The sequence below is a fragment of the Pseudomonas sp. 1L-C-7-B-C1 genome (genome assembly GCF_057291635.1).
Genome location: NZ_JBXAWH010000007.1, coordinates 28168 through 43190 on the forward strand (window position 1 = coordinate 28168; position 15023 = coordinate 43190).

At 63.0% G+C, this 15023-nt stretch carries 11 protein-coding genes; 3 read left to right on the forward strand and 8 right to left on the reverse strand.

Going from position 1 to position 15023, the window contains the following annotated elements:
* Window positions 1-23: 23 nt before the first annotated feature.
* From AC0Z8Z_RS12455 to AC0Z8Z_RS12465, 3 genes are all read right to left on the reverse strand, one after another.
* Window positions 24-965: an ABC transporter substrate-binding protein gene (locus AC0Z8Z_RS12455; RefSeq protein ID WP_485619306.1), complete on the reverse strand. Its 942-nt coding sequence runs from the start codon at window positions 963-965 to the stop codon at window positions 24-26.
* A 64-nt stretch (window positions 966-1029) separates the two neighbouring features.
* Window positions 1030-2022 carry an ABC transporter permease subunit gene (locus AC0Z8Z_RS12460; protein ID WP_172612481.1) on the reverse strand — a complete coding sequence of 331 codons (993 nt, stop codon included), beginning with the start codon at window positions 2020-2022 and terminating at the stop codon, window positions 1030-1032.
* A gap of 15 nt (window positions 2023-2037) precedes the next feature.
* Window positions 2038-3633 carry a sugar ABC transporter ATP-binding protein gene (locus AC0Z8Z_RS12465; RefSeq protein ID WP_485619307.1) on the reverse strand — a complete coding sequence of 532 codons (1596 nt, stop codon included), beginning with the start codon at window positions 3631-3633 and terminating at the stop codon, window positions 2038-2040.
* A gap of 686 nt (window positions 3634-4319) precedes the next feature.
* Here AC0Z8Z_RS12465 and AC0Z8Z_RS12470 point away from each other — a divergent pair.
* The gene (locus AC0Z8Z_RS12470) at window positions 4320-5189 is read left to right on the forward strand and encodes an isocitrate lyase/PEP mutase family protein (RefSeq protein ID WP_485619308.1); all 870 of its coding nucleotides are present in this window, start codon (window positions 4320-4322) and stop codon (window positions 5187-5189) included.
* Between the two features lie 153 nt (window positions 5190-5342).
* Here AC0Z8Z_RS12470 and AC0Z8Z_RS12475 read toward each other — a convergent pair whose 3' ends face one another.
* On the reverse strand, window positions 5343-5786 hold the full coding sequence (locus tag AC0Z8Z_RS12475) for a (R)-mandelonitrile lyase (RefSeq protein WP_485619309.1): 444 nt from the start codon (window positions 5784-5786) through the stop codon (window positions 5343-5345).
* Between the two features lie 94 nt (window positions 5787-5880).
* Between AC0Z8Z_RS12475 and AC0Z8Z_RS12480 the strand changes: the two genes are divergently transcribed.
* Window positions 5881-6780: a LysR family transcriptional regulator gene (locus AC0Z8Z_RS12480; protein ID WP_485619310.1), complete on the forward strand. Its 900-nt coding sequence runs from the start codon at window positions 5881-5883 to the stop codon at window positions 6778-6780.
* 9 nt (window positions 6781-6789) lie between these two features.
* Here AC0Z8Z_RS12480 and AC0Z8Z_RS12485 read toward each other — a convergent pair whose 3' ends face one another.
* A complete protein-coding gene (locus AC0Z8Z_RS12485) occupies window positions 6790-9159 on the reverse strand; it encodes a DNA polymerase II (RefSeq protein WP_485619311.1) in 2370 nt (789 codons plus the stop codon).
* Between the two features lie 226 nt (window positions 9160-9385).
* Here AC0Z8Z_RS12485 and AC0Z8Z_RS12490 point away from each other — a divergent pair, with 226 nt between their 5' ends.
* Window positions 9386-10621: a M20/M25/M40 family metallo-hydrolase gene (locus tag AC0Z8Z_RS12490; RefSeq protein WP_485619312.1), complete on the forward strand. Its 1236-nt coding sequence runs from the start codon at window positions 9386-9388 to the stop codon at window positions 10619-10621.
* A gap of 611 nt (window positions 10622-11232) precedes the next feature.
* Here the strand turns inward: AC0Z8Z_RS12490 and mnmH are convergent.
* The 3 genes from mnmH to AC0Z8Z_RS12505 form a co-directional block, all read right to left on the reverse strand.
* Window positions 11233-12342 (reverse strand): tRNA 2-selenouridine(34) synthase MnmH, encoded by a 1110-nt coding sequence (mnmH, locus tag AC0Z8Z_RS12495; protein WP_485619313.1) that lies wholly within the window; start codon window positions 12340-12342, stop codon window positions 11233-11235.
* Window positions 12342-13376 carry a selenide, water dikinase SelD gene (gene selD / locus AC0Z8Z_RS12500; RefSeq protein ID WP_485619314.1) on the reverse strand — a complete coding sequence of 345 codons (1035 nt, stop codon included), beginning with the start codon at window positions 13374-13376 and terminating at the stop codon, window positions 12342-12344. Before selD ends, mnmH begins: the two co-directional genes overlap by 1 nt.
* A 364-nt stretch (window positions 13377-13740) precedes the next feature.
* The gene (locus AC0Z8Z_RS12505; RefSeq protein WP_485619315.1) at window positions 13741-14889 is read right to left on the reverse strand and encodes an MFS transporter; all 1149 of its coding nucleotides are present in this window, start codon (window positions 14887-14889) and stop codon (window positions 13741-13743) included.
* Between the last annotated feature and the right edge of the window lie 134 nt (window positions 14890-15023).

Consider the following 15023-nt stretch of genomic DNA (forward strand, 5'->3'; position numbering starts at 1 on the left):
GCCGACTCCTTAAAGCCTGCGTCTCAGTGCTTGCTGGACCAGCCGCTGTAAGTACCAACGTTGTCGCGGGTGATCAGTTTCGGCGTCAGCTGGGTGACCGCTTCAGCCGGCTTTTTGTCGTTGAGCAGGTCGTTGCCGATGACCACCGCCTGCTGCGCCATCGCCCACGGATCCTGGCTGGCCGAGGCCTGAATCGAGGTGTCGGCCTTGAGGGCCTGCTCGATGTCCGGCGCGCCGTCCACCGACGTAATGATGATGCCGCTGCGTTTCAGTTGCTTGGCGGCCAAGTCACTACCGATCGCCTGAGGGTCGTTGATCGCGAACAGACCGTCGATTTTCGGGAAGCGGGTCAGGTAACCCTGCATCGCATTCAGGCCACCTTCGCGAGAGCCTTTGGCGTCCTGATCGTCGGAGAGAATCTTGATGTCCGGCGCAGCGGCGAAGGCCGATTTGCAACCGGCGACGCGGTCGGTGACGGCGGTGACTTGCGGGCCGTTCTGGATGATCACGTTGCCCTTGCCCGACAGCTTGTCGACGATGAACTGGCAGGCCAGCTTGCCCGCTTCGACGTTGTCGGTCTGAACGGTGGCGTCGACGCCGGCGGCGCTCACGTCCACGGCCACGACCTTGATGCCGGCGGCCTGGGCCTTCTTGATCGCTGAAGCAATGGCTTTCGGGTCCACGGCGTTGATCAGGATCAGATCGACCCCCGACGCAATGAAGTTATCGATTTGCGAAAACTGCTTGCTCAGGTCGTAATCGGCGGAGACGGAGGTCACTTTGACAGCGGGGTTGAGCTCCATGGCCTTGGCCTTGGCGCCGTCGGCCAGGGTGACGAAATACGGGTTGCCCAGGGAACCCAGGGTGATCCCGACGGATTTCAGCTCGCGGGCTTCGACGCCCTGAGACAGCAATGCCGCCAGGCACAGGGACACGACAGCGGGGAATTTGCGTTTGACGTTCATGGGTTCTCTCTTGTGATTATTGTCGGAGTCTTGGTTGAAACGCATGGAGCAAAACAGCGGTTGATCAGGTCCGCGCACCGGACTGGCGATAGCGATCCAGCGCCACCGCACCGATGATCACGATGCCTTTGATGATGTATTGCCAGATATCGGAGACGCCCAGCAGCACCAGGCCATTGGTCAGCACCGCGATGATCAGCGCACCGATCAGCGTGCCACCGATGGTGCCCACGCCGCCGGTGAAACTGGTGCCACCGAGGATGACCGCTGCAATGGCGTCCAGCTCGTAGGACTGGCCCAGCTGCAGCCCGTTGGCGGCGAACAGGCGCGAGGCACTCATCACTGCGCCGAGCCCGGCCAGCGCACCGGACACCGCGTAGACGAACAGCAACACCTTCCACACCTTGATCCCGGAAAGCCGCGCCGCTTCGGGGTTGCCGCCCACCGAGTAGATCTGCACGCCCATCACCGTGCGGCGCAGGATGAACCACGAGACCGCGATGACCGCCACAGCGATGATCACCAGCCACGGCACGCCGAGCACCGAGTCGTTGCCGATGAAGGCAAACGGCAGGTCGGGATTGAACACGGTTTTGTCGTCGGCGAGCAGACGCGCCAGGCCGCGCATGGCGGTGAGCGCGCCGAGGGTAACGATGAACGGCGGCAGGCGCATGAACGCAATGAGCCCGCCGTTGACCAGCCCCAGCAGCAGGCCGAAACCCACGCCGGCGGCGATGCCAAACATGCCGAACTGCGGCGACATCGAGGCTTGCAGGGCAACCACCGCTGAAGCCGCGAGAATCGCGCCCACCGACAGGTCGATGCCGGCGGTCAGGATCACAAAGGTCATCCCCGCTGCCAACACCACGTTGACCGACGCTTGCTGGGTGATGATCGAGAGGTTCTGCCAGCTCATGAAGGTGTCGGTCATCAGCGAAAAGCCGATCAACAACAGAATCAGCACCGGCAGCATGCCAACGGTGCGCATCAGTTCGCGCACGCGTTCACGCTTGCTGATGGCGGCAACGGTGGGCGAGTTTTCCAGGGGCAGACTCATGGCCTGGTTTCCTTTTTATTGTTGTTGAATGGGGTGGTCGGAAGTATCGCGGGCGCCGTGGGCCGCGGCGGCTGCGGCGTTCTCGCTGCCTGTCGCCAGATCGATGATCCGCTCCTGGGATATCTCCTGCCCGGACGCGCCGCCGACTTCGGCCACCAGTTCCCCTTCACGCATGATCAGCACGCGGTCGCAGGTGCCGATGATTTCCGGCAGCTCGCTGGAGATCACCACAATGCCGACGCCGGCCTTGGCCAGTTCGTTGATGATTCGGTAGATCTCGGACTTCGAGCCGATGTCGACGCCGCGGGTGGGCTCGTCGAGAATCAGCACGTGAGGCTTGACCTCCAGCAGCCGCGCCAGCAGCACCTTCTGCTGGTTGCCGCCGGACAGCGCGCCGACATTGACCTTGCCCGAGGCCACGCGGATCGACAGCGAACGAATCGCCTCGATTGCACGCTGTGCGCCACGGCCGCGATCCAGCACGCCACCGGCATGGGCGTCAGGCACGCAGGCGCAGACATTGATGTTGTCGCGCACGCTCATGTCGAGAAACAGGCCTTGGGACTTGCGATCTTCGGTCAGGTAAACCACGCCGGCTCGGATGGCGTCGGCGGGGTTGCGTAAATCAGTGATCGCCTTGCCAGCAACTTCGAGGGTGCCGGAGGTGCGTGAGTCGGCGGCGAAAATCAAACGCGCCAGTTCCGTGCGCCCTGCCCCGACCAGTCCGGCAATGCCCAACACCTCGCCGGCGTGCAGATCAAAACTGCACGGCTTGACGCGCTTGCCGTCGGCCATGTCCCGCACGCGCATGACCACCGCGCCGGGGTCGTAAGCGGCGTGCTCTTTCTTGTAGAAACCGGACAGGTCGCGGCCGACCATCATCTTCACCAGCGCCTCGGCCGACAACGCGTCACGCTCCAGCATGCCCACGTACTCGCCGTCGCGCAGCACCGAGACCCGGTCGGACAGTTCGTAGATTTCGGCCATGCGATGGCTGATGTAAATGATTGCCAGGCCCTGATCACGCAGCTGTTTGATCAGCGCGAACAGGCGGTCGGTCTCCCGGGACGACAGCGGCGTGGTCGGCTCGTCCATCACCAGGATCTTCGCGTTCGCGTGCAGCGCCCGGGCAATCTCGACCAGTTGCCGCTCGGCAATGGACAGCACGCTGACGGTGGTGGACGGTTTGAAATCGGCGCCCAGTCGCACCAGTACGTCAACGCAGCCGGCTTCCATCGCCTTGCGGTCGATGCTCCAGCCACGGCGCAGTTCGCGGCCCAGGTAAATGTTCTCGGCGACGCTGAGGTTCGGGCAGAGGCTCAGTTCCTGATAGATCACGGCGATGCCGCGCGCTTTGGCAGACAACGGGTCGAATGCGCTCAGGGCCTGGCCGTCGATACGGATCTCCCCGCCGGCGTCGGCCTGGTAAGCGCCGGAGAGAATCTTCATCAGCGTCGACTTGCCCGCGCCGTTCTCGCCCATCAGGGCATGAACTTCACCGGCGTAAACCTTCAGGGCCACATCTTTCAGCACGCGCAGGCCGTTGAAGGTCTTGGAAATGGCGGTCATTTCCAGCACGGGCTGGGGAGTCAGAGAGAGGACGGCGCTCATGGCCGGACGGCCGATGATTCCGAGGGGACAAACGCGGACAGCACACGCGGCAATCGAGCAGTCGAGCTGATCATGTGAATCTCCGAGGTTTCTTGTTTTTATGCCTGGGCCACCTCTTCGCGGGTGGCACTCGGGTATTGCTTTGAAATATTTCGGAACAGCTGAATCCTAAAACAGCTGAATCGATTCACGCAAGCGCTTGCTTTGGTATTTACCGTTTGGTGTTTGCGGCGGAAGGCCTGGCCCCTTCCCGGCTGAAGCCGGTCCTACCAATCGCGGCAGAGGTCAGCCCTGCGCTTGATCGTCCCCACGCTCCGCGTGGGGATGCATCCTGTGACGCTCCGCGTCACCTCCCGTTCTCGAATGCGTGTCCTCTGCTGGACGCTGAGCGTCCGGGGCGGCGTTACCACGCAGAGCGTGGGAACGATCGGCATCACCTGGTGGCAGAAAGACTGCTCCCGCAGGACCGGCTTCAGCCGGGAAGACGCCGGTGTGATCACGTCAATTCTGCGGCGTGGTGCTGACGCCTTCCCGGCTGAAGCCGTTCCTACCAGGCGCTGTGGAGATCAGCCCTGCGCGGCCACCCATGCAAATCAATGCACATCGCTCGTCGAGGTGAGACGTTTCAGCCTGAATTTGCGGTAGCATTGCTGGCATTTCGATGACGGCCTGAATCAGGAAGCCTTATGTCCAGAATTTCCCACTCCGCTTTGCGTCGCAAATTCCGTGAGCAGTTGGCTTCGCAGCAATGCGTCGAGACGGCTTCAGTGTTCGATCCCATGTCGGCGCGCATTGCCGCGGATCTGGGCTTTGAGGTCGGGATTCTGGGGGGGTCGGTGGCGTCGCTGCAGGTGTTGGCAGCGCCGGATTTTGCGCTGATTACCCTGAGCGAATTCGTCGAGCAGGCCACCCGCATCGGTCGTGTCGCGCAGTTGCCTTTTATCGCCGACGCCGACCATGGCTACGGCAACGCCCTGAACGTCATGCGCACCGTAGAAGAACTGGAGCGCGCCGGTGTGGCGGCGCTGACCATCGAAGACACCTTGCTGCCCGCGCAATTCGGGCGCAAATCCACGGACCTGGTCTCCATCGAAGAAGGCATCGGCAAGGTCAAGGCCGCCCTTGAAGCCCGCGTCGACCCGGAACTGACGATCGTCGCCCGGACCAACGCCGGCGTGCTGCCGGTCCAGGACATCATCGAGCGCACCCTCGCCTACGAAAAGGCCGGCGCCGACGGCATCTGCATCGTGGGCATCAAGGACTTCAAGCATTTGGAACAGATTTCGGAAAAGCTCAGCGTGCCACTGATGCTGGTGACCTACGGCAATCCCGAGCTCAATGACCCTCAGCGCCTGGCCGATCTGGGCGTGCGGGTGGTGGTCGCCGGCCACGCGGCCTACTTCGCCGCGATCAAGGCCACCTACGACAGCCTCCTCGCCCAGCGCCAGGTGACCCACAGCACCTCGAACCACAGCGCCACGGAGCTGACCCACACCTACACCTTCCCGGAAAATTACGTGGCCTGGGCCAAGGATTTCATGGATGTGAAGGAGTGAGGCTGCGGCGTGACGCCTTTGTGCGTCACGCCCGTTACCTGCTTTACCCAGCGACCGCTGCGGTCTGCGACATCTTCCACGCCACCTTCCACGCAAATAGCGCGGCGATGAGCAGGAACACCCCGCTCGCGATAAACGTCGCCCGCCAGCCCCTCAGTCTTTTTTCACTGGCCCGGCCAGGTACGTCTGCTCGGTCACCGGCTCCAGCCAGTCGACCGGCTTGCCGTCCAGCGCTTCATTGACCGCGACGTGTTGCATGGCGGTGGTGTCGGTCGCGCCGTGCCAGTGACGACGGCCGCAATTGCACCAAATCAGATCGCCAGGACGGATTTCGGTTCTCGGCCCGCCTTCACACTGGGTCCAGCCGACGCCGTCGGTGACCAGCAGGATCTGGCCCAGCGGATGGGTGTGCCAGTTGGTGCGCGCGCCCGGCTGGAAATTCACGATGGCCAAACCGACCCGCGCCGGTGCCGGCGCGTTGAAAATCCGGTCGATGCGCACGTCGCCGGTGAACCAGTCTGCGGGGCCCTTGATGGCCTTGGCCGAGCCGGCGCGGTGGATTTGCATGTCTTCAGCAGATAAATCAGTTGAGCTCATAGCGACCTCCAGAAAGTGTTCAGGCAGCGTAACAAGGGCGCATTGCCGACAGTATCCGTAGAATGCTTCGATCAAAATGAAGGAGCGCTTCGCAATGGCGGATTACAAACTGGATGACCTGGCGGTGTTCGTTGCAGTGGGCCGCGAAGGCAATTTCACCCGCGCCGCCGCCGCGCTGGGCATATCACCCTCCGCCGTTGGCCAGACCATGCGCTTGCTTGAAGAGCGTCTTGGCGTTCGCTTGCTCACCCGCACGACCCGCAGCGTGACCCGCACCGAGGCCGGCGAGCAGTTATTCAAGGGCCTGGCACCGCTGCTCGACGGCATCGAGGAACAGGTCAACGCCGCCATCGCCCACAGCGGCCGCCCGTCCGGCACGGTGCGCATCACCGCCGACGAGTTCGCCGCGCGTTACGTCCTGTGGCCACGGCTCAAACCCTTGCTTGATCAATACCCTGACATGACCATCGAACTGGTCACCGACTACGGCCTGACCGACATCGTCGCCCAGCGCATCGACGCTGGCGTGCGCCTGGGAGACACCCTTGCGGCGGACATGATCGCCGCGCCGATTGCCCCGCCGTTGCGGCTGGTGACCGTGGCGTCCCCCGAGTACCTCGCGCGGCACACCATGCCGCGGGTGCCCGAAGACCTGCCCGGCCACCGCTGTATCAACCTGCGCTTGCCGACCCACGGCGCGCTGTATCAATGGGAGTACGCCAAAGACGGCCGCGACATCCGCGTGCGTGTCGACGGCCCGTTGATCATGAACAGCGTGTTTCAGATTCTTCAGGGGTGCCTGGACGGCGTCGGTCTGGCGCAGCTTCCCGAGGGGCTGGTGGCCGGGCACATCAAGCAGGGCGAACTGGTGGAAGTGCTCGCCGACTGGTGCGAGCCGTTCGAGGGCTATCACCTGTATTACCCCAGCCGGCGCCAGCACACGGCAGCGTTTCGCGTGGTGCTGGAGGCGCTGCGGATCAATCCGCTGGCGTGAGAAGACGGGTCAGAAGTCGAAGCTGAACTGGTCCTGGGAACTGAGATCGATGGTCCGCGAGATCACGAACGGCAGGATCGCGTCGGCAATCGGCTGCAGCTGTTTGCTGATGTAGTGGTCGTAGTCGATCGCCGCCGTCCGCACTTCCAGCGGCTCGGGTCCGGCGACGGTGATCACGTAGCTGATCCAGCCGCCATTCTGGTACTGCAACGGCCGACCCTGCTGGCGGTTGTACTCATCGGCCAGCCGCGCGGCGCGCACATGGGGCGGCACGTTGCGCTCGTAATCGTCGAGGGCCCGGCGCAGGCGCTTGCGGTAGATCAGTTGGCCGTCGAGCTCGCCGGCGAGGGTTCGGCCCACGTACTCGCGAATGTATTCCTGAAACGGCTGACGCTGGAAAATCCGCAGGTACAGCTCTTGCTGGAAGGTCCGGGCCAGCGGCGACCAATCGGTGCGCACCACCTCCAGCCCCTTGTAGACCATTTCGTCTTTGCCATCGGCGCGGGTGACCAATCCCGCATAGCGCTTCTTGCTGCCCTCCTCCGCGCCGCGAATGGTCGGCATGAGAAAGCGCTTGAAGTGGGTTTCGAATTGCAGCTCGAGCGCACTCTCTAGCCCGTATGCCTCTTTCACATGAGCGCGCCACCAGTCGTTGACCTGCTTGACCAGCGCGGTGCCGATCTTCGCTGCGTCATCCTGCTCGTGGGCTTTTTTCAGCCAGACGAACGTCGAGTCGGTGTCGCCGTAAATCACTTCATAACCCTGGGCTTCGATCAGCAGCCGGGTCTGGTGCATGATCTCGTGCCCGCGCAGGGTGATCGACGATGCCAGCCGCGTGTCGAAGAATCGACAACCGCTGGACCCCAGCACGCCGTAGAAAGCGTTCATGATGATTTTCAGCGCCTGGGACAGCGGCGCATTGCGCTCGCGCTTGGCGACCTCGCGCCCTTCGGCCACCCGCGAAACGATGGCCGGCAGACAGTGCCGGGTTCGGGAAAAACGCGCGCCACGAAATCCTTCCACCGACTCGCTGTCGTCGGGGTGCTTGAGGCCTTCGATCAAGCCCACCGGGTCAATCAGAAAGGTGCGGATGATCGACGGATACAGGCTTTTGTAATCGAGCACCAACACCGATTCATACAGCCCAGGCCGTGAATCCATGACGAAACCGCCGGGGCTCGCCTCCGGCATGCGCTCGCCCAGGTTCGGCGCGATGAAGCCCTGGCGGTGCATCAGCGGGATGTACAAATGCTCGAACGCGGCCACCGAGCCGCCGCTGCGATCCACCGGCAGGCCGGTCACCGTGGCGCGTTCGAGGAGGAAGGTGAGCAGCTCGGTCTTGGCAAAAATCTGCGTGACCAGTTCGCAGTCCTTGAGGTTGTACCGCGCCAGCGCGGGCTTGTCCTCGGCGAACATACGGTTGATTTCGTCCATGCGCTGATACGGATTGTTGATGGCTTTGCCTTCTCCCAGCAGCGTCTGCGAGACGTTTTCCAGGCTGAACGAAGGAAAGCTCCAGGTCGCCGAACGCAGCGCCTCGATGCCGTCGATGATCAGCCGCCCGGCCGCCGCCGCGAAGAAGTGATTGTTGCGTGCGCCGTGTTCGCGCCAGGTCATCACCTCGCCGCCCCGGCCCAGGCGCAGCGGCACATTCAGGCGCCGCGAGTGCTCGTGCAGCACGCGCAGATCGAACTGCACGACGTTCCAGCCGATGATCCCGTCCGGGTCATGGTGGGCCATCCATTCGTTGAGTTTTGCCAGCAGCGCGACGCGGGTGTCGCAGTATTCGAGCTTGAAATTCACCTCGGCGTCATCGCCGTTGGCCGGGCCAAGCATGTACACCTGACGCTCGCCGCAGCCATGAAGGCCAATGCAATACAGCTCGCCGCGCTCGGTGGTTTCGATGTCCAGCGACACCAGTTTCAGGGTCGGTCGATAATTTGGATCAGGCCTGAGTTGCGCGTCCAGCAACAGGCCATTGGCGTCCGGCCGCCCGCCGAACTGCACCGGCGCGGTGATGAAACGCTCCATCAGGTAACGCTCGGGCGGGCGGATATCGGCTTCGTAGACGTCGACGCTGGCCTTGCGCAGGTCGCTTTCCAGGTTCATCAACTGGCGGTGCTGACGCGTGTACAGCCCGAGCACCGGGCGATGGCGGAAATCACACAACGCCAGTGGCTTCAGCTCGACGTTGCGCTCGTTGCGCAACACAGCCTCGGCGCGCTCGCGGTGCTGCTCCGGGATAAACGCGACGGAAGTCTGATACGGCAGGCGCACCTGGCGCGGACCCTCATCGGTGGCCAGCCAGAATTCCACCTCGGTGCCGGCGTCCGTGTCGCGCCAATGCCGGGTCAGGACGAAGCCCTGCTGTAAATCCAACGCTGCAACCTCGTCGCTGTTTATTTCAGACGAGGATTCTACTGTGAATGCTGCAGGAAAGCGCGGCGGTTGCGGGAAGGCGCCATGCCCGGCCGATGGCCTGTCAGCCAGAAGCGGCTCTCCCGGAAAATCCGCCGCACGGGCAGTGCCTGACGACCTATGCTGCGGGAACGATGTGGCCCCCATGGACATCACAACAACTCAACCATCCTCTGAGGGATCCAGCATGCACGTTCGACGTACCGCCCTGAGCCTTTCCATCCTCGCCGCCCTGTTTGCCTGCGGCGCCTATGCCGCCGACGTCACCCCCGAGCCATTGTTAAAGAAGGCCGAAGCCGAGCAAAAACCCTATCTGGCCACGGTCAAGCAACTGGTCAACATCGACACCGGGACGGGTCAGGCGGCGGGCCTGAAAATGGTCAGCGCGGTGCTGGTCGAAAGGCTTAAGGCCTTGGGTGCATCAGTCGAGACCACACCGGCGACGCCTTCGGCGGGCGATAACATCGTCGGCACCCTCAAGGGCACGGGCAGCAAATCCTTTCTGCTGATGATCCATTACGACACCGTGTTCGGCCCGGGCACTGCGGCCAAGCGACCTTTCCGCGTCGACGGGGAGCATGCGTATGGCCCCGGCGTCGCCGACGCCAAAGGTGGCGTGGCCATGGTGCTGCATACCTTGAAGCTGCTCGAGGACGAGAAATTCAAGGACTTCGGCACGATCACCGTGCTGTTCAACCCTGACGAAGAAACGGGCTCCGCCGGCTCGAAAGCCCTCATCGCCGAACTGGCGCGCAAGCACGACTACGTGTTCTCGTTCGAGCCACCGGACAAGGACGCGGTGACGGTGGCGACCAATGGCATCAACGGCGTGTTCGTCGACGTCAAAGGCAAGTCCTCCCACGCCGGCTCCGCCCCGGAAGCCGGCCGCAACGCCGCCATGGAACTGGCCCACCAACTGGTGCAGCTCCAGGACCTGGGCGACCCGGCCAAGGGCACCACGGTCAACTGGACGCTGATCAAAGGCGGCGAGAAGCGCAACATCATCCCCTCCAGCGCTGCGGCCGAAGGCGATATGCGCTACTCCGACCTGAGCGAATCCGACCGCGTGCTGGCTGACGGACAACGCATCGTGCAAGGCAAAATGATCGACGGCACCGACGTCACCTTCCGCCTCGATAAAGGCCGCCCGCCGCTGGCGAAAAACCCCGCCACCGACGACCTCGCCAAAACCGCGCAAGCGATCTACGCCAAAACCGGCCGCACCCTCGAACCCATCGCCATGCGCTTCGGCACCGACGCCGGTTATGCCTACGTACCCGACAGCCAGAAACCTGCCGTCCTCGAAACCATGGGCGTCGTCGGCGCCGGCCTCCACGCCGACGACGAATACATGGACCTCAGCAGCATTGCCCCCAGGCTCTACCTGACCGCGGCGATGATCATGGAATTGTCCGTGAAATAAAGCGCACCGTCAGAGGCGGCATTGCCCTGCAGAGCGTGGGAATGACCAAAAAATAGCGGCGTTTACACCGGCCTCTTCCCGGCTGAAGCCGGTCCCACTAACCGCACAGCGCTCAGCCAGAGGGACTAGCTTAGGCCGGGAGTGGACGCAGGGCGTCCTCGGATGCATTCCCACGCAGAGCGTGGGCACGATCATAAATAGCAGTGTTCTACCGGCCTCTTCCCGGCTAAAGCCGGTCCCACTGACGGAACGCGATGCTGTTAGTGGGACCGGCTTCAGCCGGGAAGCTTTTGATCTGCTTGTGATCTGCTCTAAACGCGCTTTTGATCTTCAAACACAAGAGGCCCAGACACCGCAGAACGCGACTTGGGTGCAGGCTGAACGCAGGTCTCGCGCAGTGGGCCGAGCCGCAGGGATGCGGCGAGAGCGCCGTTGCGGACATGGATGTCCGTTCGGCGCGGGCCCACGGAGCGAGACCGGAGTGAGGGTACTCCGACGCAGGAGGAGCCCAACCAGGAGCAGGCACTTTTGCTTACTTTTGGTGCTTCTCAAAAGTAAGTCGCCGAAGGCGAAACAGTCTGCCCTTAGGCAGACGCTCTTGACCTTGCCCCTCAATCGCAGGAGTTAACTTTCCGCTGTTTTAAATACTCCACAACCGCCCCCTGATCCCCGGAAAACTCAACCCGCGCGTCCTTGCTGTCCCGCTGAAACGCATACATCGGATCGTAATACTCACTCAACATCCCGCTGATCCAGCCACGGTGCGAATCAACCGCCCCCGTGCGTGCCTGCTCAGCCAGCGCGCTGTCCATAATCGCCGCCAGCCGCTGATAACGCTCCCCGCCCAGCCGCCGAACAATGCTCGACAGACTCTGTTTCAGCCGCTCGGCGTACGCCGCAAAACCCGTTTCAACGCCCTGCACGGCGATGAACTCCGCACACAGATCCGTCACATAATCCTTCAGAATCCGCTCGACGCGGCTGTCAAAACTGTCCTCCAGCCACACCAGCGGCGCGTCCTGCATCGTCCGGTACAACTCAAGGGGCACAGCGCGACTGCCCACGATGCGCCCCTCATCCTCGACCACAAACTGGTCGAGCTGCCGGGCGCGCTTCTTGAGAATGTCGACCGCCAGCAGGTTCTCGAAATCGATCTGTCCCGGTTGCGGCGTCGCGTGCTTGCCGAAGCTCGAACCACGATGATTCGCATGCCCTTCCAGATCCAGGCCGTTGTCGAGTTGCTGCAGCACCTCGGTCTTGCCGCTGCCGGTCAAGCCGCCGATCAGCACGAAATCGCACTCGGCCACCGCCTGTTCGGTCACTTCGATCAAAAAGCTGCGCATTGCCTTGTAACCACCGATGACCCGGGGGTACTCGATGCCCGCTTCGCTCTTGAGCCACTGCTGAGTGATCTGCGAACGCAGGCCGCCGCGAAAGCAATAGAGAAACCCCTCCGGGTGGTTGCGGGCAAAACTCGCCCACGCGTCGATTCGCGCCTGTTTCAGCTCGCCAGCCACCAGCTTGTGGCCCAATTCGATCGCCGCCTGCTGACCGTCCTGCTTGTAGCTGGTGCCGACCTTCTGCCGCTCGACGTCATTCATCAGCGGCAGATTAACCACGCCAGGGAACGCGCCCTTGGTGAATTCCACGGGTGCGCGGACGTCCATCATCGGCACGTCGCGGAGGAAAATCTCGCGCAGGTCGGCGCTGTTGTCGCGCATCAGAACACCTCGACCGCGAGTGGCTGTCGCTCGATCAGTTCGCCGATCGGCGCAAGGCTCAGGCCCAGTTCTTCTGCCATGGCGAGGAACGCCGCTTCTTCGGCAGGCTCGACGGCAATCAGCAGGCCGCCGCTTGTTTGCGGATCGCAGAGCAGCAGTTTTTGTGCCTCGGTCAACGGGCCGATGCGCTCGCCATAACTGTCGTAATTGCGGTGGGTGCCGCCGGGGATGCAGTCCTGTTCGATGTAGAAATCGACGCTGCCAAGACGCGGCACGGCGGCAGCGTTCAGTCGTGCAGTGACCTGACTGCCGTCGGCCATCTCAACCAGATGCCCGAGCAAGCCGAAGCCGGTGACGTCGGTCATGGCTGTCACGCCGGCCAGTCGGGAAAACCGGCTGCCGGGCTTGTTCAGCGTACACATCACGTCACAGGCCAGGCCAATGTCTTCTTCGCGCAGCAGGCCTTTCTTCTCGGCCGTGGTGAGGATGCCGATGCCCAGGGGCTTGGTCAGGAAGAGCTTGCAGCCCACGGTGGCGGTGTCGTTGCGCTTCATGAAGCGCTTTTCAACGAGGCCCGTGACGGCCAGACCGAAAATCGGCTCGGGCGCATCGATGGAGTGACCGCCCGCCAACGGGATGCCCGCTGCATCGCATACGGCACGCCCGCCGCGGATGACTTCGCGGGCGACTTCCGGGGCCAGCACGTTGACCGGCCAGCCGAGAATGGCGATGGCCATCAACGGATCGCCGCCCATGGCGTAGATGTCGCTGATGGCGTTGGTCGCGGCAATGCGGCCGAAGTCGAACGGGTCGTCGACGATGGGCATGAAGAAATCGGTGGTGGACACCACGCCCTTTTCGTCGTCGATGGCATAAACCGCCGCGTCATCGCGGGAGGCGTTGCCGACCCACAGGCGCGGGTCGAGGTTCTGCGCGCCGCTGCCGGCGAGAATGGTTTCCAGCACCTTGGGCGAGATCTTGCAGCCGCAGCCGGCGCCGTGACTGTATTGGGTAAGACGAATCGGGTCGGTCATGGGGAGCCCCTGAGTTTCAAGGCGCCGAAGTCTAACAGAGGCGCCGGTGGGTTGAAGGGTTGCTGGATGGCTGGATGTCGGGACAGACACTTCACCATCAGGCTAACGCGCACTTAGTGGGATCGGCTTTAGCCAGGAAAGCGTCAGATGCCACACCGCAAAACTGAGGGTGTTCACCCCGGCCTCTTCCCGGCTAAAGCCAGTCCTACAGTCAACACCGCGTGCTGTCGGTGGGACCGGCTTTAGCCGGAAGGCGCCAGATGCCACACCGCAGAATTGATGGTGTGCGCACCTGCCTCTTCCCCGCTGAAGCCGGTCCCACTAAGAGAATCGAGTTCATAGAATGAGCTCGGCGTGGCCCTTTTCAGCCCTTCGCCATGCGCCGTGCCGTCAGCACCTGCGCGAGCATCAGGGTGCCGACACACAACAGCGCCTCCCGCAAACCGATGACATGGGCCGCGAAACCAATCAACGCCGGCCCCAGCAAAATCCCGCAATAGCCAATGCCGGTAATCACCGCAATCGCCAGCCCCGCCGGCATTTTGGTCTGTGCGCCAACGACCGAGCAATACACCGGAAAGGTGTTGGACAGCCCCAGACCGATCAGCGCGAAGCCCAGCAGGAATAGCGGCCACGGTTCCAGCAGGATCGCCATGGCAAACCCGACCATCACCAGCAGCCCGCCGCCAATCAGCAGGTTTACAGCGCCCAGGCGATCCCTCAACCAATCACCGGAAAACCGTCCCGCTGCCATGGTCAGCGAAAACACCGCATAGGCACCGCCGGCCACCGACACATCAATCTGGTGCATGCGGTTCAAGAACACCGCGCTCCAGTCGAGCATCGCGCCCTCCACCAGCAGCGCGATGAAGCAGAGAATCCCGATGATCACCACTTTGCTGGTCGGCCGGGCGAAGGGTGCGGACGGATCGTCTGCGCCATGGGGCACGAGGTAGCGCGCGTGCCAGAGCAGCATTCCGGCAATCAGCGCCACCACCACGGCCACCGCCAGTAACGGCGACGCCCCCAGCCACAGAAGCCATGTCATCAGCAGCGCACTGCTGATGCCGCCCAGGCTGAACAGCCCGTGAAACCCCGACATCATCGGACGCCCGTGATCGCGCTCGACCATCAAGCCTTGCACGTTCATCGCCACGTCGATGCTGCCCAACCCCGCGCCGAACACGGCCAGCGCTACTGCGAGCGCCGGCAGGGAAGACAGCGTGGCAAGCAACGGCAGCATGCAGCAGATTAACGCGCCGCCGATTAACGAGACAAAACGGCAGCCCTTGCGCGTGGTCAGCATCCCCGCCAGCGGCATCGCCAACATCGAACCGAGGCCGAAGCACAACAGCAGCAGGCCAAGCTGGGCTTCTTCAAGTCCGGCCCGGTCGCGGGCGAATGGCACCAGTGGCGCCCACGCGCCCAAGGACATCCCGGACAGCAGAAACGTCAGGCGATAACTCCAGAGGTGAACGAAGACGGGGGCACGAACGGATTGGGCAACTGACACAGAAAACGACCTGAACAGGTCTGCGCGAGCGGCAGACGGTGAATAAAAAAAGCGATCCTTCGCTGAACGCACTCCCTCGCAGGACCGGCTTCGGCCGGAGAGAGGCCAGTATCAAGACCCTGATTTCTGCAGCG